Source organism: Pyrofollis japonicus (assembly GCF_033097485.1).
Taxonomy (GTDB): domain Archaea; phylum Thermoproteota; class Thermoprotei_A; order Sulfolobales; family Pyrodictiaceae; genus Pyrofollis; species Pyrofollis japonicus.
In genome coordinates, this window is the sequence record NZ_AP028634.1 from 1,761,367 (window position 1) to 1,785,895 (window position 24,529).

A 24,529-nucleotide genomic window follows, 5' to 3' on the forward strand; every position below is an offset into this window, starting at 1 on the left:
CCGCGCTACAGAGGAATGACGAGATGACGAGACAGACAAACGTTGCGAGACCTGTAGGCATGGTTACAGGCGATGCCAGGCCGGACTATTTTGTTTTCACAGCAGACCCTGACAATATTCCGCGACTCTATGACTACGTATACATTGAGGCTAAAGAGGTCCCACCAGGTGAAAACGAGCCAGTCACGGTCAAGGTTCTCGCACAGATTCGTAGCATTCGGCGCCTCGCACTAGGCGTCTCCCCGGAGCATCCTTGGCCAGTGCTCCGCAATCTTTCCCTGCCGCGCGGAAGCGACACAGTCATCGCTTCCGCAAAGGTTCTTGGGTACAAGTGGCGCGGAGGCATATATTATCCAAGGCATGCACCACCCGTAGGCTCATGGGTTTACCTAGCCCCTGATGACCTGCTGAAGGAGTTTTACTCTGTAGAGGAGCCACGCAGGCTCCATGTCGGATACTTGATTTCTAGGCCGAGTGTGCCAGCATTTCTTGACTTAGAGGGGATAAAGCGCCACGTAGCCATTATAGCTGCTACCGGCGCGGGCAAGACATGGGCAAGTGTTGTTCTCATAGAGGAGCTTCTGAAGAAAGGAGCAACAATAGTTGTTTTGGATCCGCATGGCGAGTACGCTGCTATGAAGAGAACCGCGTACCGTCTTGGCCAAGGCTTTGAAAACGCCGTAAGGGTTCTAAAAGGGCACCGGGAGCAGGAAGGCGACCTACAGTATCGGGTCAGCATTGCTGACATGTCTGCTGAAGAGCTTGCAACTATAGCCGGTATACCTTCAAAGGCTAATCGTATTAGGAGCGTAATCTATGGCGCGAAGAGGCTCTCTGCATGGATGTCGGAGGCTACGGGTGATCCTCGTTGGAGGGGACTGCGCGGGATAATAAAGATAATACAGTCTGCGATAGACGCTATGGAGATAACACGAATGCAGAACAATATGAGGCTTGACGTTTTTGCGCAGAACTTGGTGACTAGGCTCGCCCTTAAAACCGGCTGGGAGAACGAGAGGCTTAAGGAGTTACAGAAGAGGCTTAAGGAACTAATTGCTTCGGACGAGGAGATAGGTAAGGGCATTAGGAGGCTATGGCTAAGCCTCAGTAGGGATACTTCGCCGGGCTATGACGCGATCCGGTATCTTGATGAACTCCTCCGCATAGGAGTTTACGGCGTAAAGACTATCCCGCTTGATGTCCTCCTGGAACCGGGCACGGTCACGGTTGTTAACCTGGCTGGACTGAGGGCAGAGGTCCAAGACCACCTTGTATACAATATTCTCTACCGAATTTTCACCGCTAGGTTGCGCTACCTTAGGAGGATACCTGGGGAGAGCTACCCATATCCGGTCGTCGTCGTGCTGGAGGAGGCCCACCGATTCGTTCCTCCGAAGTCCCAGAAGCAGACGCGTAGTCGCGACATTGTCGCAACAATTGCCTCAGAGGGTAGAAAGTTTGGTGTATTCATTGTGGCTATTACTCAGAGGCCTAGCCGCATCGACCCCGACGTGCTTAGCCAGCTCCAGGGCCAGATAATTCTTCGTATAGTTAATCCCCGGGACCAGGAAGCAATAAGGGATTCGAGTGAGCAGGTAAGCCAAGATCTTCTCGACAATCTTCCTGGCCTGAACACTGGAGAGGCGGTAGTAGTAGGGCCGTTGTCGCCTGCACCCATAATGATGAGGTTAAGGGATCGCGTGCTGAGCTATAGCGGGGGCGACATAAGCCTTGTGGAGGCTTGGGGTGCGTCTAGGAGCGATATGAAGCTTTTAGAAGAGATGAAGCAAGATGCGTTAGAGAAGATATCGGCGCTCACCGGTGAGAAGTACCGTGACCTCGCAGAAGCCTTAGCGGAGCTAACGGGGCTCGATGTAGGTAGCAAGGATGTAGACAAGGCACTGCGCTTAATTGTCCGGGAAAGCGTTTGGGCGAGCTATAACGACGAGGTGGGCGTCATATATGGTGAGGTGATCTACCATGACGGTAGGAGCTGCGAGGTGAGAATCGATATTGCTTCGCGCACACCTTATTGTTCGTGCTGTGGCAACCGCGTATGTGGCCATGTTGTAGCCGTGCTTATCAGGGCTGTACTTGATAACGTGATCCCGGTTGGAGCTGAAGCTAGATCTGAACCATGGTCCGACCTATTATAGAGTATTTAAGCATTTTGCTACATGGGTTCGAGGCAAGCGGCCAAGAGGTTTTAACGCAGAGCCTAAACTAACTTATCGTGCAGAAGTGTTACCCCCGCTTGCTCTAATAGCCGGGACCCATGACGGCTAGCCCGCATCATGGAGGTAGGTAATGTGACCATAACTGTAGCACTAATACATATGAGGCTCAAACCCCTGGCAAAGAAAAGCAATCTGGAGAAGGCAAGAAAGCTCGTAAGAGATGCTGCCTTAAAAGGAGCAAATCTTGCCGTGCTCCCATCCTTCGTGAACACGGGCCCCTTCTTTCTCTACTATCCACGTACTCGTAATCAGTCAATAGCGAGGAACCAAGCTGAGAGAATACCGGGAAGCACATATGAATACTTATCCATGATGGCCATAGAGAACGGCATATACATTGTGGCTGGCCCAATAGTTGAGAGAGCAGGGCCAAAAATGTTCCTCACAACTCTCATAATAATGCCGAACGGCGCCCTCCTCGCAAAGTATAGGAAAATCGCACCCAACATCGTTGACGAAGATATCGGGATCAGCCCCGGCAGGGAAATAGTTGTATTTAATGACGCAGGCAGGGCGATGGGCCTACTAGCAGAGGACGACATCTATTACCCCGAGATAGCCCGCGCTCTCCTCCTCTCCGGAGCAACAGCCATGATAGCGACTCTTAGACCCGGAGAAGACGTGAACAAGGTAAAGCTAAGCCTACTCGCCAGAAGCATAGAGAACCGGGTACCAATCCTCGCTGTCGGAGGCGCTTTCGAGACAGTGGAGAACGTGATAGATATACCCACAATGGTCATTGATCCCCAGAACGGCATAGTCGAAGAGATAAATGAGCCAAAAGACACCTTCCTCCTAGTAGAGGTAATGGATAAGCCAAGCAACATGAAGGAAATCATAGAGGCATCACTAAAGGCAAAAACTATCTCAACTATACTATGTAAGGCTGCAAAAGAAAGCCTTGTTGAAAATCTAGTAGCAAAGTTTAGAAGCGGAGAAAACACGGCATGAAGGCATAACAAGAGTTTCTCCACTAGCTGGTACACTACTATAAGTCAATGTTAGTAGCAGCAACCCGTGCCTAGCTCGCAGTATTCAGTATTCTCTAGTTCTCAGATTCTATGCTTACTTAATAGGTAGCGTACTAATATGACTACTTTACGCTTCATCGTTAGGTTACGAGTAGAGTACGTTACAGAGAACACTGCTGTTTATAACCGGATTATCTTGGCTTTGCTAACCTATTTATTGAGGTCCTTGTACAAAATATTATGGACACGGAGAGAGGTGAGGCTATGAGTAGAGGGGCCTTTGTTACAGTCGTCGTTATTGTTGCAATTATTGCAGGCATTGTAGGCTATTATATCGGGGGAGTCAGTGGCAAGTCAACAACCACAACTATTACCGTAACAGGGTCCGTAGGCAGCAAGGTTTCAACAACTACGGTTACCAAGACGGAGACCATTACTAATGCGGGACAAGGGAAAGCTCACAAGATCACTGTATATGTTTATAGTGACTTCATGGCGTGGGGCGAGGATCCGAAGCTATTTGACAAACTTGTTAAGGATTTTGAACGCGTTACTGGTATTAAGGTTGAGGTAAGAAAGTTCGACGACGCTAGAACAATGGTTACTACCGCCATAGGTGAGTACAAGAAAGGAGTTAAGACCGCCGACGTGATAATTGGCGTTGATAGCTTGCTGGTCGTTGAGCTTAAGAAGAACAATATGCTTGAGTGTTACGTATCGCCGAGTGCGGATGAAGCGCTAGTTAAGGCTCTTGACCCTGATGAATGTGTGACGCCCATAGATTATGGACTCATTGCGCTGGTATATGATCCTTCAAGGCTAAGCACTGAAGAGATTACAATGCTTAAGGACGGTGTTAGCCTCGATGAACTAGTCAGGCTTGCACCGAGGATAGTTACTGAGGATCCGACTAAGAGTAGTCCGGGCCTCAACTTCCTTCTCTATACTATAGCTTTGTCAGAGAAAGCGGGCAGGAACTGGGAAGAGCTGTGGAGCGCTATGAAGAAGAACAACATACTCGTACTAGGATCGTGGAGCGATGCCTTCAACGAGTTTCTGAGAACGGGGAGCAAACGTGCCATAGTCGTTAGCTATGGTACGGACCCGGCATATAGTGCGTGGGAGAACATGAGGCATGGTAAGCCGATGACGCCAAGTATTAATGCGACTGTCTTAGCTCTTGGCGACAAGAAGTATGGATGGGTCCAGGTCGAGGGCGTTGCGATAATCAAGGGCGCAAACGTGGAGGCTGCCAAGAAGTTTGTTGACTGGCTTCTAAGCATAGAGGTTCAGAGCCTCATTCCCGAAAACCAGTGGATGCTGCCTGCGAGACAGGATGTACCGCTACCGGCTTTCTACAAGTACGCCTTGACGGAGAAAGATGTTGACAGGCTTGCCAACACGTTAGTGCCTCCGAGCAAGGTTTCGGAGAATCTTGAGAAGTGGCTGGCGGCTTGGCTAAAGATTATGAGCGGCTAGCACCGAAGACCTAGCTATCCGTCTTCCGTCTTTTCTCGTTATCCGTTGATTGTTTTTCTCTTATTCTCTTCTTCGTATATCTTTTGAGGCTACGAGGCGGTGGAGCCGCATCCCTTGATGGTACAAATACTATGAGTGCCCGGAGAACCTCGGGGATCTCATGCACTATCCTATGCGCTATTCTCATTGATTCGCGATGTGCTGTACCAAGTGTTATGCCCGGAGGAGCCTCCAGCCACATTTCAACCTCGTAGAATGTTCCATAGCTCTCTATTTTTAGGCGCCGCACTCTGCTATACCTTGTTGCTTGTCTTAGTGTTGAAAGCACCTTTGCTCTGAGTTCGCGGTACACATGGTAAGGCGTTATTCCGATAAGATGATATACTGCTTCACGAGTAATACCGAGAACGCCGTAGGCCACATAGAGACCCATTATTATCGATGTAACTGCCTCTATAATGGGCTCCTTAAGGAGGTTTGACGCAACGATTGCTGCACCGCCGCCGGTTTCGAGTAGGAAGTCGAGGCTTAGTTTCTCCGAGATGGCGTTTATACTTACAATCCTAAGGCCTATGATCCTTAAACCTCTGCGAGCATAGCGCTCAAGCAATAGGCTGGCAATACCGCTTCCGAACAAGTAGATAGAGAATATTATGGGGGTTACACGCTCGTGCGGGCTCATCATGTTCCGTATTATTACTATTGCTATGACGAAAAGAGCGACTAGAGATGTTAAGAGAACAGCTAGTGATTCTAACCTCAAGACCTCGTATCTTGACCTATACATTAGAGCGCGAGAAGCCGCTATTTTGAACGCTACTGCGAGCCCGCCGAAAGACATGGCTTCAACAAGCCATACAAGACCCTCCATCAATACTACATCGGATTTTGTAATAGCATAGAGCATGAGGCCGATAATGGAGAAGACTAGAGAGGCCGCTGCAACCACATAGGTCGTCCTCACAGCCCTTGAGGCCACTAGTATCTTTCTTACCGCTATTCTCCTAACCATAGTCCTTTACACACCCGTGTAAGAAGCAATGCCACTAACTGTTGTTACCAGTCCAGCCTCGCGTTATATCTATTTGGATAGCCAGGACGAGGTACAAATGGGTCCAAAACAGTTCAAGTCAATAAGCTTAGAGCTACATAGGCATAACTATTGCTGTGCTCCTTGCCTCTCGCCTTCTTCTGCCGATCTATACCTTATCCTAACTTCTTCAATGCCTTGGTCTGTTATCATAAAGGGAACCCAGCCATAAGCGACCGGCGTACCCCTTGCCTTCTTTACCAATATTTCCTTAACAGGGTACCCGGCTTCTGTCGCTGCTGAGTGGTAACGAAGCACTATGAAGACATCAACCATGTACTCCATTGTCGCAGCTATGTCCGCGTACAGCTGTGTCGGTGTGTGCAGAGTCGCTGCGACGAGTATGTTTCGCTTCTTAGAAACCAATATCCTAACCATGTTGACGAAGTCGTATACCATGTTAGTTTCATGCCACTGGAAGAATGGGTTCAGACTATCGATAACCACTATGCCTTTTCCACTAATATTTGCCGAGTCTAGTACGCGGGTTATAGTTGACACTGCTGCATGAATGTCTAGGCTACGCAGTCTTTCAGCTACGTGGGTATTCGTTTCATAACCATACCTGCCTCCATAGCCGTCTACGAGCAATAACATCTTATTCTCTACGTAGTTTTCTACATCTACGCCCTTAGCTTCAAGCGAGCTGACAATGTCCTTAGGGTCATCGTCTAGAGCGATATATACAACGGGCTCATTTCTCTTAAGGGTGCTGGCAGCGAGCAAGTGGAGAATATATGATTTACCTGTTCCACCCTCACCGGCGAGAAGCATGAAGCTGCTACGCCATACGCCTTTGGGGAGTAGCTTGTCTAGAAGAGGGATTCCAAAACTAACCATGTCGGTATGAGGCATCCTAGGCTTACCGTTTAGCTACTATGGGTTCAGAGAGGTATATATTGTTACAACGTCCTAATACATATTGGTTTACAAGTCGCATCAATTCTACGGAGATGTCTTACTATGAGATGGGTCAAAGAACATGATCCTGCTTATACTGTGCTTAAAGTTTTCCTAGAGCCCGGGGAAGAGGTATATGCCGAACCAGGTGCCCTCATGCTTCTACGAGGAGATGTCGAAGTAAAGACTAGTAGTGGTGGACTTGCAAAAGCGCTTGCACGGAGATTGCTCGGGGGAGAAAGCTTTTTCATAAACACATACCGCGCTAAGAGCTCTGCCGAGATATGGTTTGTACCGCCACTTCCGGGCGATATAGAAGCTATAGATCTTAGAGGAGACGAGTGGATAATCCAGGATACGAGCTATCTGGCTCATAGCGGCGACATAGATATTGGTGCTAAGTTTACTGGGTTTAGGGGTCTCATCGCTGAAGGTGAGCTGTTCTGGCTTAATGCGAAGGGTTCTGGGACGCTTTGGGTATCGAGCTATGGCGCGATCGAGAAGGTTAATGTAGGTGAGGGGGAGAGACTTGTTATTGATAATTATCACTTCGTGGCCATGCCGGCATACACGAGGTATAATGTACGGAAGATAGGTGGGCTTAAGACGCTGTTCTTTGGCGGTGAGGGCCTGGTTATAGAGGTTGAAGGGCCTACGACCGTGTATGTTCAGACAAGAATACTGCCTCCTCTTGCTAGGCTCCTAAGCAAGTATATCTCGAGTAATCGCTGAGAACCTTGGCTGTTCCGAGTTATTCCGAAGGAGTATGGCGCCAAAGGCTCATCGGTGAGGGCTCAACAAGGCCTGGCTTGTTTTTCCCCTCCCGGAGCCTCTTCAGCGCCCTGCTTATGGGCTCTGCGTCGAATGCTATCGTTGTGTGCCAAGCAGCTAGCCCAACAAAGCTTCCAAAGCGTCTACGAAGCTCTGAGGCAACTGCGTGTTCTTCCACGCCATATGCCTCGCTCGCGAGGCGCCTAAGCCATCTATCGAGAGGAAGAACCGAGTAGTCTCTACACGCAAGGAGCCTCACCAAGGCTAAGGTATAGCCTCCTACGCCCCTAACGTCGCGGAGCTCGTCTACCTCGGCACAGTTCTTCTCATAGACCCTCTTCCGAATAGCCTCCATAACTGTGCGGGCTCGGTAACCGAAACCAGAGCCGCGGAGGACACTATAGCTGAGTTTCTCGGGGCGCGGAGTCTCGAGGAAAACACCTATGCCTGGAATAATTAGCCTTCTTGAAGCATTACGGTAAAGCCGGTAAAGCATACCCCAGCCTTGCTTAAAGCTTGCATTCTGCTGACAAACAGCGACAAGGAAAGCGCTCCATAGGCTTGTTTCTCGGAGCCTGAGGCCAGGAAACACATCTATTACTCCACCTACAAGGGGGTCACCGCGACCTAGTAGGATATAATCGGAGAGGTCTTCCCACGCGCCAATAAGTTCTTCAACAAAGCCTACTCTTTCTTCCCAGCAAGAGCTACTTGGTCCTGCATAGACCTTCATGGCTAGCCAGTTTTCGCGGAGGCGCTCCAGCACAGCCACTGCGCCAGGACATAGTTCGAGCTTTAACGAGAAGCCGTCATACACCCATCCGAAGCTATAGGTGCTGGCTGTCGCATCGAAGTCGAAATCACTGCTTGCCTCGAGATAGGCTTCGTAAACGGGGCCAACTAGCCTTATAGCTTCCAAGGCGGGTACGCCCACTCCCGCAAAGATGGTTAACGGAAATTAATTGTGAACAAACCCTAGCGTCGATAAAAGAGGGCTCCGCGTTTTTGCCCCAAGGCCGTCACTATATAGTGTTTCGCCATGAATAGTTCTGCGGAGTCTTATTTATAGCATCCCGTTCGATAAAGATGTTTATCCCAGAAGAGAAGGTATGGGATGCTGCGCCAATGGACGATAAGCTTCTGCTAGTGCTCATACTTGGACTACTACCTCTCTATGAGCCTAGATATGTTTACCCCGTGCTCTCGCGCAGCGTAGAGCCCGTAGTCGCGCTCATAGCGTCGGTGCTGGAAGCCATCTTCTTGTCAATTCTCTTGGCATATCTCTCCGAAGAGGCGTGGGTGCTTCTCGAGAAGCTTTCTACAAGGTACGGCTTTGCCTTAACCATTAAGAAGAGGGTTATTGAGGCCCGTCGCAAGGCTACTCGGCTTGTAGAAAAATATGGGGACATAGGCTTAGCTGTTTTTGTCGCTGTCCCGTTGCCGGTCACCGGTATATACACTGGGGCTGTTGTTGCATTTCTTCTCGGGATACCCAGGCCTAGGACTGCTATGGCGCTTGCAGCTGGAGGCGTGGCATCGGTACTTATTATTGCTATACTGACCGCGTTGGGGGCGACACTCATTGGGCAGAATTGAGCCCTTGAGAGTGGCCCGGGTTGTTGGTGAGGGTGCTAGGCTTGTTTCGCAGAAAGGAGCATTAATGGTTTACAGGAAATGGGTTAAGGCACCCGCAGACGTTAGACGCGCAGAGCTCGTAGTCATTGAGGATAGTAGAGGCGATGTTCTAGGATGCGGGTTCTACGACGACGTGGGCCCAGTCGCGCTTCGACTTATAGAACTAAATGGGTGCAGTTTCAGCGATGCACGCGAAGCGGTCTACGCGCTAATTGAGCGGAGCCTTGTCTTACGTAAGCGGCTTGGACTTGTGGGTGCTGAGTCTGCCTACCGCCTTGTACACAGTGATGGAGACTACTTGCCGGGTCTCATAGTTGATGTATACAGCGACTTAGCTGTAATACAGCTTAGCAGCATAGTCTGGGACGCATTGAGGAAAATTATTGTTGAGGCCCTCGTAGACATTGTTGATGTTAAACACGTCTACGAGAAGAGTGTACAGAGGACAAGACTCGATATAGGGCTTAAACCATATGAAAAACTATTGTACGGTAACCATACTTTCGCATATATACGTGAAGGCGAGGCAAGGTTCTACGTTGATGCACGGATAGGGCAAAAGACCGGCTTCTTTCTAGACCAGAGACTCAACCGTATTGAATTCGGCAAAATGGCTGGCGGCGTTGTTCTCGACCTGTTTAGCTATACCGGGGGCTTTGGGATACATGCACTACTAGGCGGGGCTGAGAAGGCCATCTTCGTAGAGGAGGACGAGAAGGCCATTAAGATACTAAGGAGGAACCTCGAACTCAACAAGGTCTCAAACAAGGCTATAGTAGTTAATGATAATGTTTGGAGAGTGCTGCGGCGATTACAAGAGAAAGACGAAGCCTTTGACTCAGTGTCGGTGGATCCTCCGGCGTTCATCCCGCACCCCGAAGCTTATGAACGAGGACTACAAGCATACAAGAAGCTATATTCGTTATCAGCTAGGCTAGTGAGCAGCGAAGGCATCATAGTGCTTAGTAGTTGTAGCGCTCATTTACCGAGGGATAGGTTTAGAGATGTTGTCTCTGCTGCATTCCAGACTGCTAAGAGGAACTATACGCCTATCGGGGACATTAGGAGTATGCCGCCTGACCATCCTGTGAGGCCCTCGGCCCCCCACCTCGCTTACCTTAAGGCCCTCTTCGCCATCGTTTACTAGGCGTTCTTTTTCTTTAGCTAACGGTGCCGACCACTTATGTAGTATCACGTGAGCTATATTGTAGTGGAGTATAAGAGGGTGCATGCCTCGTTGACGCTTAACCTACAAGAGATTGGTGAAGAAATTGGCATTGTTCTGAGCAACGCCACTGCATCACTTGCCCCCATAGCGCTTCGCCGCGACAAGGAGCTAGATGTCCGCGAAGAAGACCTAGTTATAATCCGGGATGAAGGCTTAGGCGATGGCTACTACATGCTTGGTGTGATAAGGTGGATAACACGCTATGAACCCTTCCTGCGTAGGAGCGTACACAACGTTTACATAGAGCATCCGGAAGCCCTGAGCTCCGAGGTAGTGATGCCCTTCTCTAACGCCTTCGTCGAAATCTACGGAGCCATATGTGACGGGGGGAAACCGTGCACTCGCCGGGGATTCGTTAGCAATGTTTATCCTCCTACACCGGGAAGCAAGGTCTACAAACTGGTAAAGGCCGATGATCTTTCTAGATACCTTACAGTTGCTGAGCCGATAAGCGTTGGTGTGCACAAGTATAGTGATTGGAGGCTGCCGCTTGACTCTGCTTGGCTTAACTACCATATTGGAGTATTCGGCGCGACGGGCACGGGAAAGAGTAGGCTAATACTGAGACTGATCACAGAGATAGTGCGCACCGGATACGGGCTAATCGTCTTTGATCACAATGGCGTTGATTATGCACCGTTCGCGGAGAAAATTGGAGCAGAAGTTATTGACGCCTCATCTATAAGGATTGAACCAAAGATCTTTGCATCAATAGTTGGTAGGCTTGTTGATGTACAGGGTACGCAGAGGGATGTAGTAGAGGTCGCCGCCCTGTGCTATGCTATGAAGACTTATCGTGACAAGGATGACCGGTACAACAAGTACGGCTTAGAGGAGTGTGGCCGTTTCATAGCGCAGAGTAGTACGTCTCATCACCTTTACTCAAAGAAGCAGGAAAAGCAGTCCATGACGCCGAAAGAGGAGTTCATACAAGTACTTGATAAGGCTATCAGACTACTCTACACCCGCGGAGCTGACGCGGCAGCCGTCAAGCTTAAGCTACTGACCCGCCTCAATATACCAGACTATGTCTTCGAGAAGCTCAGAGACAGGGTATTGGAGCCGGAAGACATAGTACTGAAGGCCTTAAAGGGTAAAGCCGTAGTAATTGATATGAGCACTGAGCAAGACATAGAGGTGAAAAGAGGCATTATTGCATCAGTTGCCTCGGCCGTCTGGAGCCACATAGCGGCAACGAGGAGCGAGGCAAGACTAGGCTTAGTTGTCGATGAGGCCCAGAACTATGCGTGCGAATACTGTGGCGAGGCGGGCAAAGCTCTCGAGACAATAGCTAGGGAGGGCAGAAAGTGGAAGTACTTCATAATAGTAGCGAGCCAGCGCGTAAGCAGAGATATACGGCCAGGCGTAAGGAGTAATCTCGGAACGGTGTTCTTCTCAAGGCTACAAGCAAGCGGTGATCTACAGGAACTATCGGGCTACCTCGACCTTGGCAGGGTCAGTGAAGCCAACCTCGCCATGCTCGCGAGGAGAGAATTCTACGTAGCAGGGCTGATGAACCCGTTGAGAAGACCAATGCTCCTGCTGGTAGACGATATTAGCTATATGAAAAACTCGTGAATAGCTAAAACTTTTTCTTCTCGTATAGATAGCGCTTTTCCGGATTCGTATGACTCATAACCACTACATGCTCGCCTCGCAGCCCTTCCTCTTTGAGCATCTCGACTAAGTGCTTAATGATTCTTCTACGCACAAGTTCAAGCATATATGATTCCAAGCGTACGTAGCTATCAACCAAGTCTATGGGATATGGTAGCCCTGTTGCAGGATTAGTGAGCGCCGACAGTATTGAAAGTACGCGCTCTAAGCCCAGGTTACCATAGTCGAGAATTTCCACTCTAACCGCTTGACCAGGTCCTTGGCGAGGCTTATAGAAGGCGACAATTACTTCTCCGTAGCTGGGCCTCTTCTCTAGGAGCTCTTTAACTCCTTCAACATATCCCTTAACGTTCTTTCCTTCCTTCTTGCGCTCCTCAGCTATTATCTCTGCATAGCGTGGAACAAGGTCGGAAAACTTTCCAAGGACAACGTAGCTCCCAGGCCGGAGAATCATACTCATAATTGCTTTATCGTTTAGCGGAAGCTTCTCACCATTATTAAACACGCGTAAGAGGCGCGAATAACTCCTCTTAACTACTCCTATAAGCGTGACTCCTTGCTCTCTTGCCCTCTCTAATACCCTCATTGTTGCCTCGTCCAGCCTGGTAAGCACCTTGCTTTTCACAATACTCCGCCAGGGCCTAAACAACAGCTTGTACGGGACAAGTTCGCCGTCAAATAGTATGATAACTGGCTTTAGTAGGCCCTTCTCTTTATTCTCTAGAACTTTTAATGTGATCTTTTTCTCTGCTATCTTCGCGTAGAGAGGTATACGGCTTCTCATATTCTCGTCATCGGCAAAGAGAATATCCACTATCGACTCTACGGGCTTATCTTCGCCGCCGGAGACGCCGCCAAAGCCGATGTAACCTGCGATAACCGCTGCTAAATGCCCGCCTACTAGGTCAACTCCTCCATCAATGGGAAAAGTCGAATCAACAGCCACACCAGGCAGAGGCCGTTCATAGCCTAGGATACCCCATTCAAGACTATCGAGGATGCTCATTATCTTGTCGAAATCGTCTCTAAACGACAATATGCGCCCAGCTATGCGCTCCGCAAGCCTCCTAGTCTTCTCCAGCATCTTTTGAACAGCTGGTGCAAACTCAACCATCTCAGTGTCTTCATCAAGTAATCCGAAGCGCTTAAGAACGTCCTCCTCGCTCTCCATGGCCTCTCTTCTCCGATCAATCGTGAATAGAAATGCTTCCCGGATACAAGTTAGGAGGCCGGTAGTACTTTGTATCACTTCCCTATATTCGTGCTAAAAAGAGGTAACTTCTCTATGAAAAAGGAGCTATTATCTATGCCTTAGCAGAAGTATTGAGAGCGATAATACTAGTAAAGGGATAACGAGAATGAGGATTAGTCTGCTGTTGATGTTGCTATAACCTTTACCAGTAGCAAAAACTACTACACTCTTACTTGTATTGCATTTATTGACGGAGATAGAGCTAGCTGACATTGAGGATGAAGTCACATGTACTGTGTTATTTAATGCTGATGATTTCTCGCTAAGGGAGGGTGTTGAGATGTTTTCTACTTTAACTGGAATAGCCACTTGCTTTACGTCAAGCCTTCCCCAAACATCAATAGACGAGCTGTACCCGACAACCACCTCTACGTGATGGAATTTAAAGTTAGTCTTGTTGAGAGCCTCTGCTAACTTCCTCCCCAGAGCAAGAACAGTGCTTTTATCAATGCTATCTTCCCTGACTAGCGAAGTATTTACAAATAAAATTAAATGCCCTGTAAACTTATCTATGGCGAACATGTATTCCTCTCTAATATACTCATTTTTACTATCCCCTATATGTACATGCTCTCTCACATATACAAGATTAGCTTCAGGAAATAGCTCTTGAAACACTTTATCTATCTCTGGCAACTTTTTGTTAATATAGACGATAATATCTCCTAGCTCGCGCCCACGATACTTCTTGATACCGCTATTACATGGATAGAGTACTACTTTGTAGCCAAGTTTTACTAGCTTTTTGATCGCATCTATAGCGCTTATGCTATTGTTATTGTGTGCCAAGTTAATGCCTATGAATAAAAGATGCTTAAAAGGGCAATAAATGAGTGAACACATACTCACATTATTATCCTCAAGCTGGCTATAGATTTCATCTAGTACTCTGTCTAGAGTATCGTTTTGCCATACATCTTGGTAACAATTTTCTTTGAGAAGAATGTTTGCCCAAGCAGGGTTACCAATCTTGCTTCTAGATACGAGAATTATAAGGGTATATCCATAATGCCGTAATTTGATTATCTCTGGACTTGTTGTGTTGAGAAAATCGTACAGTGCGCTTATGCTATCATTATATATGTATATGTTGTTATTTAGGCTATAATTATATGAGGCTATAGCTGTGAATGATGTGAAGGCAGCGGCTATGAATAGGAGGCCTAAGAATAATACTATTCCAGAAATGTCAGCCTGCACGGCGCTTCACTTACTTGCATGCTCCCACGTATTCTGTATAGCGTCATAGCTCTTGATAATTTTTAAGCTTGGATTTCTGGGTAGTGTTGACTAGGGGTGCGTTGGCAAATGGCTGGCGTGCGGGACCCGGAGATAATGAAGATAGTGTATAATAGGGTTCTCAATAAGCTCGTTTGCAGAAAGTGCGGTGCGCTAAATCCTCCGGGCGCTAAGAAGTGTAGGCGCTGCAAGAGCAAGAACCTTCGCCCGAAGAAGGCATTCATAGGCATGAAGAGAGGCTAGCCTCCTATTCTCAATTTCTATAAGGTAGTAGTGCTACTGCTCGGTCTTGCCGGTTTTTGGCTACTTTTGTTCCTCTTCTGTGCGCTCAAGTATTCTTCTCGCACCGTCTAGGACGTAGAGCACGAGTTCTCTGAGCTGCAGCGCATTATCTACGCAGTTTGCTGGCACGTCGTAGACGACGGTTATGAAGCCGTCATAGTCTAGTGCATACTTGTAGGTTGTGCTCGTAAAGTTCTCTCGGAGAAGCTGGCCAAGGGCCTTCTCGTAGGGCTCTACGTCTAGGGGTACGGCGATTCTCACGGTTCTCGTGTCGTGGTCAAAGGAGAATACTAATCCTAGTCGGCCGAATCGCTTGTCCTCGTACTCTGCTACTAGGCTTCCCTCAACACGCCTATAGGTTAAGCCTAGTGCTCGTATCATCGACTCTAGGTCAGATAGGCTGCTCACCACTGCCTCCGACACCCCGTATATGTCGTTATACGAGTACTTGGGGCTCTAATCCTCTACTTCGTAGGAGCTCTTCAACAATTTTTATCACTTCGCTTAGTGCCTTCTCGAGCGAGGCCCTGGTAGTCATCGCAGCTGCTTGTGCGTGTCCCCCGCCTCCGCCGCCGAGCCGCTTTGCAAGCTGCTCCATGATGTCGCGGCCGAGGTGTATACCGTACTTCTCCTCAACGTCTCTGCGAGAGCGTGCAACTATCCTGGTCTCGGCCCCGTGCTCCGAGACAACGAGGGCTATGTCGGCTCCTAGGTCTAGTAGTGCTCTAGCAACACTTGACTCGTATGCGCCAACATGGGTGACTACGACTATTAGCTCGCCTGCCCGGATAGCGTGCATGCGCTTAGCGGCCTTGATGCGGGCTATTCGCTGCGAGATGTCGGGGGGAGGAGACTGGAGAGATCTTAGTACTCGTTCAAGGCTTGCACCCTCTTCCAGTATTCTTGCAGCAACTCTAAGCACTCTCGGAGTTGATAGTATGAAGTGCCTGGTATCGTATACTATGCCTGCGAGCAGCGCCTCTAGCTCGGCTGTTTCAAGGCTTTCCTCCATACAATCGCGGACAAGAAGGTAGACTATCTCAGACGTTGCACGCGCATTTGGATCATAAAACGCTATGTCTGCTTCTTCAGCGAGCTTGCTGGCCGAGTGATGGTCTATAACTATCTTTATGACCTGCCTAGCGAAGTCTGCTAAGCCTCCAAGCTGCTCGTAAGAGGCAGTGTCAAGTATAACTACGGCGGCCGATTCCTTGGGCGCTTCGTCCTCTATCTCGCTCGGCTCAACACCGATAACTTCCTTAATAACTCTCTTAGATACTTGGCTCACGCCTTCAGGGAATAATAGGCGGGCATCAATACCCCGTCTTCTAAGAACATTGCGTATGACATAGGCTGAGCCAACTGCATCGGGGTCGGCATTCCTATGCGCTGTGACTACGACAGGTGTACCAATATCACTGAGTATGCTGAGAAACGCCTTCAGATCCTCCTCTAGCTCCTCGCATTCTAAGCCTTTCTTCAAGCCACTTCACCGCTCCATCTATAGCCTCCGCTATTACCTCGTCGTAAGAAAACGGTGCAACAACGCGCCCCGTTGCCTTCACGTCAACAACTATGTCAAGCTCACGTCCTCCCCTCCTAAGCTCCCCAGATATTATTATTTCTAGTTCATCGAGTCGCCTACGAAGCTTATCCTCAAGCACACTCCTAATTCTTTTCTCGAGCTCTACGAGTATCTCTTCAAGCTCGTCCTCATTGATAGGATTCTCCTCTAAACCAACACTAATGGTCTTCGGCATTGCTTAGCCCATGCCTCCTACGAGATCCGGGCATCATACTGCGCCGCGAAAATAATGATTGGGCCGATTACGTAGGTTATCACTATACTTTGCGAAGCCAGCGCACGGCACATTTTACACAAGCAAGCCCTTTGGACTAATACACTTAGCGTAAAAAGGGGAGCCTGCGCGATAAGAAATCCTTAGCCAATCCCCTAGCTTCCTGCGCCCTGCTTACCCAGCGTTGTTTTTGCCTGGAATTCCTTTATCTCCTTTGCAATCTGGTCAAGCTGTTTCTTTACTTCCTCCTCCTGCTTCTTGAGCTTCTGGAGCCTTATCTCAAGTATCTCAAGCCTATCCTTTAGCTCTTGTACCAGCTTTGACTTATCAACGCGGACAAGTATGCCTGCCTGCATCCTGTAAACCGGTGCATCGTCGCCGGCCTCTTCAAGGAGCTTCAGTACGCGCTGAACCTCAGCTATTTCGGCCTCAACAGCTGAGCGCTCTTGAACGAGCCTAGTGTATTGGGCTTGCAGGCTCTGGAAGCGTGTAAGCTTATTCTCTATTTCTGGGGGGAGTCTTTGAGCCATGACTGTCGCCACCTACTGCTCTAACCGCTTCAAGGGTTGTAGCTGCTAGGCCAAGATAAGCGTTTATCAGAGTCCTTGCTGCAGCCAGGTCCCTTGCAACAATCTTAATCTCTATAACGCCATCGCTCCTCTCAACGTCCACGCTGCCCCTATGCGGGTCTGGAGGATTAGCTGCCTCTGTTTTTAGTGCCCTAGTCAGTGCTTCTGCTTCTAGCGGCTTCAAGCCTTCTAGCCTTATGCGCGCTGAAACCGGATACATAGTCTCTTACACCTAGGAGCCTCAATGTGGGCCCACATATTCTCCCGCTAGCCGGGCATATGAAGACTATCTCTGCGATACTCTCTTGATGCGGCCTAATAACTGCTATAGTATCAACACTGGTGTCTTCTCTTGAGAACACGATTCTCGCCAAGAAGGCCCTTGCAAGCGTGTCGGAGAGACTAAAGAACGTCTTAGAAACACCTTGCTCAATATAAACACCTAGGCTCTTTGAGCCGAAGCTTCTCTGGGCTCCAGGTGTTTCTCTCGATAAGCGTACTCCCCCAAGCACCATGTTAACTATTAGCTCAAGACGCGCCTCCGGGGGCTCTAGCGGCTCATATATTTTCAAAGAACCAGGGTTCCCCTTCCAAGTAGTAACTATGACGAGGCGTTTCGCGCCTCGAGCAACAACCTCATAGTATAGTTCTTGTATTGTGGCTTTACCTCTCGAAATCTTCACTGCATTGGGGAGAACAGCAACCAAGTCCTTTACGAAACTTCTCACGCGCTGAGAAGGCCGATGCGATGTTGTAACCACTATGTCCGCTTTTTGAGCCATGACCTGCTTCTTCCTCCAAGTTATGCTGCATGGGTAAGACTACTATGGTTAAAGCCTAATATAAAAACAGATACAAACCGGCAACGTGACTAGGGTAAAGAATAGCTATATTGGCTAAAAGAGGAACCTAAGCGAAAATTATTCGCGTCTAACAATTATTCTCGGAAAGTGCTTGTTAAGCCCGGTTCGAGGAACATATGCTCCTCCAGCCCATACTGCGCCGCACTTCGTACACATCCATACACCGGTGCTTATTCTCTTCACGCGGCCCTTTGTACCACAGAATGGGCATTCGTGGTCAGCGTATCTGCGCTCCATTACCTCTTTCCATCGCTTTCTAAGCGTAGCACCATATCTCGGCCCGAAGCGCCCCGCTATGCCTACAGCCTTTGTTCGCCTAGCCATATCCTTCCCCCGCCGCACTCCTAGGCAGAGGCAATTATTTAAGCTGACTATCTTTCAAAACCTATTTATTCTCTCTCGGCTTCCTCGGTGCTTGTACCGGATTCCTCCTCTGCAAGTTCTCCCTGCTCTATTACTTCTTCCTCAAGACGTTCTTTTCGAGGAGCTGGTTCCGCAACAATTTGTTGCTCTTTCGCCTCGGCACTCTCTTCCTTTACCTCCTCAAGCTCCTTTGCGAGTTTCTCCCTATACGGCTCCATAACTCTGCTAAGCTCCTCTAGGTACACATTCGCACGGTTAAGGGCTATCGAGACTGCTGTTAGGACCTCCTTGTAGGTGAGGTCACCCATTCCTGTCTTCTGCATACCAGCTATCCTTCCATCATCGGAGACGGCTACTACTAGCCTCGTATCGGCGACTTGTTCTTCCTCGTAAGTCGGGTCAACTAGTAGTTTACCAGAAATCTTCGCCAAGGTAACTGAAACTACCTTGTGGTTTATGGGTAGGAGCATTGTGTACTTTGTGCGGTCAACTCGGTACCCGTCTTCGACCTTAACGGGCGCTGGGAGCCTCGTAGCCATGAGAGCGGCCATTGTTGCCAACATTGATGCGTCAAACAAGTTCCCGTCGTGGTTTAGTACATATATGTCAACATATATTCGCCATACGTGTTTTCCGGGCTCGATAACAAGCTTATCGAGAGCTACTGCCCGTATTTCTCGGAGACTTCTATCAATAACTCTTGCAAGCTCTATAGCGTTCTCATCTGGCGGCCCCGGCTCAAACGTAGGCGAAGCTAGAGGGACGAACTCAGCATGTACTACGAGGACTCCCTCGTTTGGCGTATCCGGGAAAGGTGCAACGATATCGGTCTTGACTCCTGCAAGTACTACTGTCTGGCCTAGCCGGACAAGCGCCGAGCCCTCAGCCTTCTCGACGTAGCCAGGGACTATCTCTATCTTTCTTATCTCGTCGAGTCTCCTACCGTCTAGTCTTACCCCTCGTGATAACAGCGTTTCAAGTGTATACCTCTTAAGCTTAGGCATAACGGGCTGAAATGACGGAGTAACACTCATGGCTCATCAACCCGAGGACTGAACTTCTACATACTTTTTGCGAAGAGCTTCCTTCTGAAGCCTATAAATTTCGAGTATTCCCTTACGTGCTAGCTCAAGTGCTTTAATAAACTCCTCGTGGCTCAAGACGCCGTTAAGCTGGAGCAAGAGTACCTTGTCGAGGCTCGGAGCCATAGCCACCGGCATGTCTGCCTCCGCATAGTTGTCCTCAATCTCGTTTATGTCTAGTACGAGTACGCCGTCAACTTTGCCAACGGCTACACCGGCTACTAAGTCACGCATAGCAATACCTGCATCAGCTAATGCGAGGCTTGCAGCAGTTATAGCCGCTGTTCTCGTCCCTCCATCTGACTGAAGAACCTCCATATACACGTCTATCGAGGTACGCGGATACATCTCCGTAATAACTACTGATTCAAGAGCCTCCCGAATAACCTTGGAAAGCTCTACCTCTCTCCTAGTTGGGGCAGGTGTCTTTCTCTCCTCGGTCGAGAACGGGGCCATGTGGTAGCGACACCGTATTATGGCCCTATCAGGAAGCGCCATATGCCTTGGATGAGCCTCGCGAGGCCCATATACCGCTGCCAGCACTCTTGTCGCACCATACTCTACAAGAGCTGATCCATCAGCGTTGCCGAGGACGCCTACCTCTATCCTTATAGGCCTAAGCTGCTCTGGTAGTCGTCCATCAATCCTTATTGGCAGCTTTTGCCCATCTTTTTCTTCCCATCTTATGAGTACTGGCTTCTCGCCTCCCGTACCGCCCATTTTAGACCCCTCTCTTCTCCCTCTCTTTGCGGATAAACTCCCTTACTCTCTCTGTTAGGCCTGTTGTATGTGCTTCTGCTTCTATTTTCTTAATCGACAAGACAAGTATCTCCTCAATATCTTTATTCGGGCAATTTATCAGTATTCTCCCGTTTTGCCCGACGAGTATATTGCACCCTGTTTCTTGCATCAACATGTTTACCATGGAGCCCTTCTTACCAATAACTCTTGCAACTCTGCTTGGCTTTATCTCGACGATTGAGCCCTCGGTTACTCGCCCAAGACCCTTGCCCTTTATCGTGAGTAGAGGATCACGTGCCCGGTCGAAGGCTATTACTTTTGCTACGATGTAGTCACCTACATCAAGATAACGTTTTAGACTATCAGTTACCGGGTTGAATGGTTTCTCTAGCGCCTCTTGCACAGTCAATATTCCCTTATACGGTGACGATATATCTACTTCCCAGTGTGTCAGACCTATATCCTCCACTAGCCCGATTACTATGTCACCGGCTTTCGGTATGTAGGCTCCCTCGAGAGGTATTATTGATATCTTGTACTTATCGTCTACTTGCTCTACGCTAACAAGCCCAGTTATTGTTGCATAAAAGCGCTTTCCTCTCCTCTCGATATAGACCGAGTCAGCCTCTACGTCATCGCCTTCAGCTATTAGGTCTCCTGGAACCACTATTGATCGCGGACTAACATATATCTTTGCCAAGGCCTAGCTACACCACGCCTACTACTTTTACCTCCACACTACCCTGTGTAGCCTTGCTCAGCTTGTCTATAACTTCTTGCTGTAATCCAGCAGGAACCTCTATCTCTGCAATAAGACTGCCATCAGTCTTCCAATCCATATGCTTTACTTCACCAAGCTTTGGTAGAAGAGCAGAAACCCTGCCTGCATGCTCTGGCGGAACCGTTATCTTCAACAAAGCCCTTGCAATCTTTATCGGAATTATGCGGCTAATTGCGCGAACTATCTGCGGCACCTGCTCTTCAACACTCTTGTAAAGATCTATACCTACTCGCGCCTGCTCCATTGCTGCCTCGATTCTCGCAGGAGGTATAGGCAGCTTCGTGCGCGGATCAATTGCATTCCTTGCTATATAGTTGATTATCTGCTTCTTCTTAGCCTCTATAAGGGCCCTTCGCTGCTCCGCCGTGAGCTGAAGCTCTCCACGCTTTACAATAATAGCGGCTATCTTTACTACGTCGTCAGTACCAAAGACCTTGCGGAGAAGCTCGGGCGATGCACGAAGGCCGCGGCGAAGATCAGTATAAATCGCGTCGCTTATGACTAGGTCCTCTAGGTTTACTTCTTTGCCCCTCTTATACTCAAAAGCGAGGTCGGGGTTAACGAGAACTTCAAAACGTTTACCAGCAATCTCTAAGCGCGCTACAACTGGTTCATGTTCACCCTTACTCTTGCGCGGCATACTTGCTAGACACCGAGTTTTTCTAGAAGTTTCTGAAGCTCCTCTTTTGTTAATTTCCGGAACTTCCCGGTCGATGTCTCAACTAAGCCTATTTCTAGCGTCTCCACGCTCGGCTTACCCTCCATCGCGGACGCAACTGCCTTTATGCCTAGGAGCATTGCCTCTTCAAGGCTCATATCATCTCTGTATTCTCTTTGAAGAACTTCTATTGCTTGTGACCCGCCCTGGCCGAGGCCATATGCTTTGTAGCTTATGTACTGGCCGCTTGGCTCAGCAACGAATAGCTTGGGCCCAGCCTCATCAACACCTATTATCATGAGTGTAATGCCGAAAGGCCTTACACCGCCATGCTGTGTATAGATCTGCATAAGGTCGCATATTTGCCGCGTAAGATACTCGACGGGTATTTTTTCGCCATAGACGAACTTGTATTGAACAGCGAGCTGTCTAGCATAGTCTATTAACACTCTACCGTCGCTGCCAAAGCCTACAAATCCTGCTCCAACGTGCTCGTCAACCATGTATACTTTTTCCAAGTGCTCTAAGTCTATAAGCGGGGATGTCTTTCTTTTCTCAGCAACAATTACTGCGCCTTCGGGAACCCTTACTCCAACCATTGTCCAGCCGCGCTTTGCGGCCTCCATCGCGTATTCTACTTGGAATAGCCTGCCGTCTGGCGAAAACATTGCAGTAGTACGGTCATATCCCATCATTGCAGGTGGTGCGGGGAATGACATAGTAGTAGCAACCCCCGGGCTTCAATAATGTAGGGAACGGTTTTAAAAAATAAAGTTGCTTCTAGAGCCCCTGGTGAGGCTAAAGCACAGTACATAAACCGAGCACAATTGACACGTTAAAGAATCTCGTAGCCAGCCGGTGATGACGAGTCCGAAAACAGATCTGTGAAGAATCTTCTCGCCCCTGAGGCCACATTATTAGAGAACCTCTTGCAAAATATTTACACCAGAGCCGTAGTAGATTACCTCAAAAACATGGATAAGGGTAGGGGCCTCTCGGGTGCCGCCGGACCCCTGACAGCGCCGAGACGTTATCGGCGTGTGGATGAAGGGGTCTGCGCCTCTTTGAATGATGAGCGCGTCCTTCGTGACGAGAAAATGCGATGACGTGAAGGCCCCATTGCTGACCATTGCACTGGAATGTGGTATTGTAGAGGGGCTAGGTTATGGCGGAAACCCGGCTGCTCAGAGTTTTGCGGGAGTCTGCGAAGCGCGGCAAACCATGCAGGCGTATAGTGGTGATTGCCGCCGAGGCAAGGCTTACTCCTTCTGAGGTTGAGGAGGCTGCCCGGAGACTCGAAGAAAAGGGGCTTGTAGCCGTCTATGGTGATCGCGTATGCTATAGCGGTGCTCTTGACTCTCACTCGGCTGGCCAAGAAGTTGCTGGGCCTAGGCTGAGAAGAGTTCTTAGCAAGCTTGCGAACAGAAGAGACTTGGTTAAGCTTGTTATGCCTGTAAGCGGCATGCTTAGCTATGTTGACTACCTTGTTCTAAGGCGTGACGGCATATTGTTCCTTATTAGGATCGTTGAGCGTGAGCCGCCAGATAGACTCGTCTCTCTCGCTAGACGGCTCGCGCGAAAAGCACGACGTATCGCCGAGGGCAAGGAATCCATAGAAGTCAAAGAAGTTAATAGTGTTAGGCTAATTGTGCCGGTACTTGTAGCTGAGTATGGTGCCCCTAGGCTCATAGAAGGTGTCTTATTTAAACCAGCTGATATGCTATACGAGCTTATCCTTAACCCACATCTTGAGCTTTCCCATCCACTTGTAAGAGTATATGAAAGGATCAAGCGGGGCTAATCAAGCAGATTATACTCTGTGTAGTCTTCAACGGTCTTAGCAACAATATCTCTTATCTTATTGTACTCGTTATGTAGAATAACTGGGTCAGCTGCAGTGGTTACGGGTCCTTCGCCTAGCCTGCAATATTCTTTTGTCTTAGCTGCTTCTTCGTAGATACCTATACGCCGTCCAATATCCATTATCTCTTCTTTGTCTAGGCCTGCGAGCGGCCTTAGGAGCGGCATATAAAGAGGTAGGGCTTTAGCTATCGCATAGATGTTTCTGAGCGTTTGGCTAGAGACTTGGCCTACACTCTCACCGGTATAGATTGCATGATACCCTAGTTTCTCCGCGAAGAGCTGCGATGCATCAAACATCGCCAATCTAAGGACAACTTGAGCATAATCTCTTCTCACACTACTCCTTATGGCTTCTGTCACAAGTCTGAAATCAACTACATAGAGCTTTGGACTATATCCATGAAGCCAGTCTTTTGCGAGTCTGGACCCAACCCTTAGAGCATCGCTAACTGACGCCGTAGATGCTAGTATAAAGTGGAGAAGGTCTACCTCTATTCCTCTTTTAGCAGCCATCCATGCAGCGACAGGTGAGTCTAAGCCACCCGAGAAGAGTGCAATGGCCCTGCCCTCTACACCTATTGGTAAGCCACCTGGCCCTTTCACGAAGCCTCTATGAACGTATGCTTTTCTTCCACGAACCTCTACGAAGACTTCTACCTCGGGATTGTCTAGATCTACTCCAGCCGAGTAGTTGTAAAGCGCTGCACCAACCTCACGGGCAACATCAAGGCTAGTGAAACCCTCAACTCCGCTGCGCCTGGCACGTACCGCGAACTTTTTCCCCTTAACCCAATCAGCAGCGATATCACGGACCCTGAGTGCTAAGTCACTAAGATTCTCGTACGTTATTTCATAGGCGGTGGTCGCTCCATGAATCCCGAATGTGTGTGTTGCGGCGGAAATTGCCATAGTATAGTCTCTATCTTCCTTGCATGCCGCAATTACCCTAGCCCACTCTATTTTAGGACTAGTACATTGCACACCATATTTCTTGAAAGCGCTCAAGAGATTTGACAACAATCTCTTCTCAAAGCGACGTCTTACACGGTCAGACTTTAGGACAATTTCGCCAGCAAGAGCAGCATAAAACACCTTACGCTGCATGAGTC

At 48.8% G+C, this 24,529-nt stretch carries 27 protein-coding genes; 9 read left to right on the plus strand and 18 right to left on the minus strand.

Going from position 1 to position 24,529, the window contains the following annotated elements; all coding sequences use genetic code 11:
• Nucleotides 1-23 precede the first annotated feature (23 nt).
• The 3 genes from SBG41_RS09190 to SBG41_RS09200 all read left to right on the plus strand — a co-directional run bounded on the left by SBG41_RS09190 (nt 24) and on the right by SBG41_RS09200 (nt 4,687).
• Nucleotides 24-2,156, plus strand: a complete 2,133-nt coding sequence (locus tag SBG41_RS09190; protein ID WP_317895247.1) for an ATP-binding protein — start codon at nt 24-26, stop codon at nt 2,154-2,156.
• A 153-nt stretch (nt 2,157-2,309) separates the two neighbouring features.
• Complete coding sequence (locus tag SBG41_RS09195; RefSeq protein ID WP_317895248.1) at nt 2,310-3,188, plus strand: carbon-nitrogen hydrolase family protein; 879 nt, start codon at nt 2,310-2,312, stop codon at nt 3,186-3,188.
• Between the two features lie 284 nt (nt 3,189-3,472).
• A complete protein-coding gene (locus tag SBG41_RS09200; protein WP_317895249.1) occupies nt 3,473-4,687 on the plus strand; it encodes a thiamine ABC transporter substrate-binding protein in 1,215 nt (404 codons plus the stop codon).
• Between the two features lie 10 nt (nt 4,688-4,697).
• On the opposite strand, the gene SBG41_RS09205 is transcribed toward SBG41_RS09200, so the two are convergent.
• Both SBG41_RS09205 and SBG41_RS09210 read right to left on the minus strand, forming a co-directional pair.
• Nucleotides 4,698-5,699, minus strand: coding sequence for a cation diffusion facilitator family transporter (locus SBG41_RS09205; RefSeq protein WP_317895250.1), 1,002 nt, complete (start codon nt 5,697-5,699; stop codon nt 4,698-4,700).
• Nucleotides 5,700-5,846: 147 nt separating this feature from the next.
• The gene (locus SBG41_RS09210; protein WP_317895251.1) at nt 5,847-6,632 is read right to left on the minus strand and encodes an RAD55 family ATPase; all 786 of its coding nucleotides are present in this window, start codon (nt 6,630-6,632) and stop codon (nt 5,847-5,849) included.
• Nucleotides 6,633-6,740: 108 nt separating this feature from the next.
• On the opposite strand from SBG41_RS09210, the gene SBG41_RS09215 reads away from it, so the two are divergent.
• Nucleotides 6,741-7,409, plus strand: a complete 669-nt coding sequence (locus SBG41_RS09215) for a TIGR00266 family protein (protein WP_317895252.1) — start codon at nt 6,741-6,743, stop codon at nt 7,407-7,409.
• 19 nt (nt 7,410-7,428) lie between these two features.
• On the opposite strand, the gene SBG41_RS09220 is transcribed toward SBG41_RS09215, so the two are convergent.
• Nucleotides 7,429-8,367, minus strand: coding sequence for a DNA glycosylase family protein (locus SBG41_RS09220; RefSeq protein ID WP_317895253.1), 939 nt, complete (start codon nt 8,365-8,367; stop codon nt 7,429-7,431).
• Nucleotides 8,368-8,573: 206 nt separating this feature from the next.
• Between SBG41_RS09220 and SBG41_RS09225 the strand changes: the two genes are divergently transcribed.
• The 3 genes from SBG41_RS09225 to SBG41_RS09235 all read left to right on the plus strand — a co-directional run bounded on the left by SBG41_RS09225 (nt 8,574) and on the right by SBG41_RS09235 (nt 11,889).
• Nucleotides 8,574-9,044 (plus strand): small multi-drug export protein, encoded by a 471-nt coding sequence (locus tag SBG41_RS09225; RefSeq protein WP_317895254.1) that lies wholly within the window; start codon nt 8,574-8,576, stop codon nt 9,042-9,044.
• Nucleotides 9,031-10,230, plus strand: coding sequence for a class I SAM-dependent rRNA methyltransferase (locus tag SBG41_RS09230; RefSeq protein ID WP_317895255.1), 1,200 nt, complete (start codon nt 9,031-9,033; stop codon nt 10,228-10,230). Before SBG41_RS09225 ends, SBG41_RS09230 begins: the two co-directional genes overlap by 14 nt.
• A gap of 90 nt (nt 10,231-10,320) precedes the next feature.
• Nucleotides 10,321-11,889 (plus strand): ATP-binding protein, encoded by a 1,569-nt coding sequence (locus SBG41_RS09235; protein ID WP_317895256.1) that lies wholly within the window; start codon nt 10,321-10,323, stop codon nt 11,887-11,889.
• 4 nt (nt 11,890-11,893) lie between these two features.
• Here SBG41_RS09235 and SBG41_RS09240 read toward each other — a convergent pair whose 3' ends face one another.
• Nucleotides 11,894-13,099, minus strand: coding sequence for a DNA double-strand break repair nuclease NurA (locus SBG41_RS09240; protein ID WP_317895257.1), 1,206 nt, complete (start codon nt 13,097-13,099; stop codon nt 11,894-11,896).
• 129 nt (nt 13,100-13,228) lie between these two features.
• Entirely contained in the window at nt 13,229-14,380 is a 1,152-nt protein-coding gene (locus SBG41_RS09245) for a hypothetical protein (protein ID WP_317895258.1), read from the minus strand.
• Between the two features lie 108 nt (nt 14,381-14,488).
• Between SBG41_RS09245 and SBG41_RS09250 the strand changes: the two genes are divergently transcribed.
• The gene (locus SBG41_RS09250) at nt 14,489-14,662 is read left to right on the plus strand and encodes a 50S ribosomal protein L40e (protein WP_317895259.1); all 174 of its coding nucleotides are present in this window, start codon (nt 14,489-14,491) and stop codon (nt 14,660-14,662) included.
• A 60-nt stretch (nt 14,663-14,722) separates the two neighbouring features.
• Here the strand turns inward: SBG41_RS09250 and SBG41_RS09255 are convergent, their stop codons facing one another.
• From SBG41_RS09255 to psmA, 12 genes are all read right to left on the minus strand, one after another.
• A complete protein-coding gene (locus SBG41_RS09255) occupies nt 14,723-15,112 on the minus strand; it encodes a hypothetical protein (RefSeq protein WP_317895260.1) in 390 nt (129 codons plus the stop codon).
• Nucleotides 15,113-15,137: 25 nt separating this feature from the next.
• A complete protein-coding gene (locus SBG41_RS09260; RefSeq protein ID WP_317895261.1) occupies nt 15,138-16,184 on the minus strand; it encodes a DHH family phosphoesterase in 1,047 nt (348 codons plus the stop codon).
• Nucleotides 16,117-16,461, minus strand: coding sequence for a hypothetical protein (locus tag SBG41_RS09265; protein WP_317895262.1), 345 nt, complete (start codon nt 16,459-16,461; stop codon nt 16,117-16,119). The genes SBG41_RS09260 and SBG41_RS09265 overlap by 68 nt, the downstream gene beginning before the upstream one ends.
• Before the next feature lie 194 nt (nt 16,462-16,655).
• On the minus strand, nt 16,656-17,030 hold the full coding sequence (locus tag SBG41_RS09270) for a prefoldin subunit beta (RefSeq protein ID WP_317895263.1): 375 nt from the start codon (nt 17,028-17,030) through the stop codon (nt 16,656-16,658).
• Nucleotides 16,996-17,253: a KEOPS complex subunit Pcc1 gene (locus SBG41_RS09275; protein WP_317895264.1), complete on the minus strand. Its 258-nt coding sequence runs from the start codon at nt 17,251-17,253 to the stop codon at nt 16,996-16,998. Before SBG41_RS09275 ends, SBG41_RS09270 begins: the two co-directional genes overlap by 35 nt.
• A complete protein-coding gene (locus tag SBG41_RS09280) occupies nt 17,222-17,851 on the minus strand; it encodes a Brix domain-containing protein (protein WP_317895265.1) in 630 nt (209 codons plus the stop codon). Before SBG41_RS09280 ends, SBG41_RS09275 begins: the two co-directional genes overlap by 32 nt.
• Nucleotides 17,852-17,989: 138 nt before the next feature.
• Entirely contained in the window at nt 17,990-18,256 is a 267-nt protein-coding gene (locus tag SBG41_RS09285) for a 50S ribosomal protein L37ae (protein ID WP_317895266.1), read from the minus strand.
• Nucleotides 18,257-18,321: 65 nt separating this feature from the next.
• The gene (gene rrp42 / locus SBG41_RS09290) at nt 18,322-19,329 is read right to left on the minus strand and encodes an exosome complex protein Rrp42 (RefSeq protein WP_317895267.1); all 1,008 of its coding nucleotides are present in this window, start codon (nt 19,327-19,329) and stop codon (nt 18,322-18,324) included.
• Nucleotides 19,330-19,335: 6 nt separating this feature from the next.
• On the minus strand, nt 19,336-20,097 hold the full coding sequence (rrp41, locus tag SBG41_RS09295; protein ID WP_317895268.1) for an exosome complex exonuclease Rrp41: 762 nt from the start codon (nt 20,095-20,097) through the stop codon (nt 19,336-19,338).
• 1 nt (nt 20,098) lies between these two features.
• Nucleotides 20,099-20,818, minus strand: coding sequence for an exosome complex RNA-binding protein Rrp4 (gene rrp4 / locus SBG41_RS09300; protein WP_317895269.1), 720 nt, complete (start codon nt 20,816-20,818; stop codon nt 20,099-20,101).
• 7 nt (nt 20,819-20,825) lie between these two features.
• Nucleotides 20,826-21,539 carry a ribosome assembly factor SBDS gene (locus tag SBG41_RS09305; protein ID WP_317895270.1) on the minus strand — a complete coding sequence of 238 codons (714 nt, stop codon included), beginning with the start codon at nt 21,537-21,539 and terminating at the stop codon, nt 20,826-20,828.
• A 5-nt stretch (nt 21,540-21,544) separates the two neighbouring features.
• Nucleotides 21,545-22,276: an archaeal proteasome endopeptidase complex subunit alpha gene (gene psmA, locus SBG41_RS09310; protein ID WP_317895271.1), complete on the minus strand. Its 732-nt coding sequence runs from the start codon at nt 22,274-22,276 to the stop codon at nt 21,545-21,547.
• 446 nt (nt 22,277-22,722) lie between these two features.
• On the opposite strand from psmA, the gene SBG41_RS09315 reads away from it, so the two are divergent.
• Entirely contained in the window at nt 22,723-23,358 is a 636-nt protein-coding gene (locus SBG41_RS09315) for a hypothetical protein (protein ID WP_317895272.1), read from the plus strand.
• Here the strand turns inward: SBG41_RS09315 and SBG41_RS09320 are convergent.
• Nucleotides 23,355-24,524, minus strand: coding sequence for a tRNA sulfurtransferase (locus tag SBG41_RS09320; protein ID WP_317895273.1), 1,170 nt, complete (start codon nt 24,522-24,524; stop codon nt 23,355-23,357). The genes SBG41_RS09315 and SBG41_RS09320 overlap by 4 nt on opposite strands.
• Nucleotides 24,525-24,529 lie beyond the last annotated feature (5 nt).

What these genes read in the sequence shown, in the direction of transcription:
- SBG41_RS09200 (WP_317895249.1), top strand. Translation starts at nt 3,473, where the DNA reads ATGAGTAGAGGGGCCTTTGTTACAGTCGTCGTTATTGTTGCAATTATT.
- SBG41_RS09210 (WP_317895251.1), bottom strand. Translation starts at nt 6,632, where the DNA reads ATGCCTCATACCGACATGGTTAGTTTTGGAATCCCTCTTCTAGACAAG.
- SBG41_RS09315 (WP_317895272.1), top strand. Translation starts at nt 22,723, where the DNA reads ATGGCGGAAACCCGGCTGCTCAGAGTTTTGCGGGAGTCTGCGAAGCGC.
- rrp42 (WP_317895267.1), bottom strand. Translation starts at nt 19,329, where the DNA reads ATGAGTGTTACTCCGTCATTTCAGCCCGTTATGCCTAAGCTTAAGAGG.
- SBG41_RS09270 (WP_317895263.1), bottom strand. Translation starts at nt 17,030, where the DNA reads ATGGCTCAAAGACTCCCCCCAGAAATAGAGAATAAGCTTACACGCTTC.
- SBG41_RS09205 (WP_317895250.1), bottom strand. Translation starts at nt 5,699, where the DNA reads ATGGTTAGGAGAATAGCGGTAAGAAAGATACTAGTGGCCTCAAGGGCT.
- SBG41_RS09190 (WP_317895247.1), top strand. Translation starts at nt 24, where the DNA reads ATGACGAGACAGACAAACGTTGCGAGACCTGTAGGCATGGTTACAGGC.
- psmA (WP_317895271.1), bottom strand. Translation starts at nt 22,276, where the DNA reads ATGTCATTCCCCGCACCACCTGCAATGATGGGATATGACCGTACTACT.
- SBG41_RS09320 (WP_317895273.1), bottom strand. Translation starts at nt 24,524, where the DNA reads ATGCAGCGTAAGGTGTTTTATGCTGCTCTTGCTGGCGAAATTGTCCTA.
- SBG41_RS09265 (WP_317895262.1), bottom strand. Translation starts at nt 16,461, where the DNA reads ATGCCGAAGACCATTAGTGTTGGTTTAGAGGAGAATCCTATCAATGAG.
- SBG41_RS09240 (WP_317895257.1), bottom strand. Translation starts at nt 13,099, where the DNA reads ATGGAGAGCGAGGAGGACGTTCTTAAGCGCTTCGGATTACTTGATGAA.
- SBG41_RS09285 (WP_317895266.1), bottom strand. Translation starts at nt 18,256, where the DNA reads ATGGCTAGGCGAACAAAGGCTGTAGGCATAGCGGGGCGCTTCGGGCCG.
- SBG41_RS09280 (WP_317895265.1), bottom strand. Translation starts at nt 17,851, where the DNA reads ATGGCTCAAAAAGCGGACATAGTGGTTACAACATCGCATCGGCCTTCT.
- SBG41_RS09225 (WP_317895254.1), top strand. Translation starts at nt 8,574, where the DNA reads ATGGACGATAAGCTTCTGCTAGTGCTCATACTTGGACTACTACCTCTC.
- SBG41_RS09215 (WP_317895252.1), top strand. Translation starts at nt 6,741, where the DNA reads ATGAGATGGGTCAAAGAACATGATCCTGCTTATACTGTGCTTAAAGTT.
- rrp41 (WP_317895268.1), bottom strand. Translation starts at nt 20,097, where the DNA reads ATGGGCGGTACGGGAGGCGAGAAGCCAGTACTCATAAGATGGGAAGAA.
- SBG41_RS09305 (WP_317895270.1), bottom strand. Translation starts at nt 21,539, where the DNA reads ATGCCGCGCAAGAGTAAGGGTGAACATGAACCAGTTGTAGCGCGCTTA.
- SBG41_RS09250 (WP_317895259.1), top strand. Translation starts at nt 14,489, where the DNA reads ATGGCTGGCGTGCGGGACCCGGAGATAATGAAGATAGTGTATAATAGG.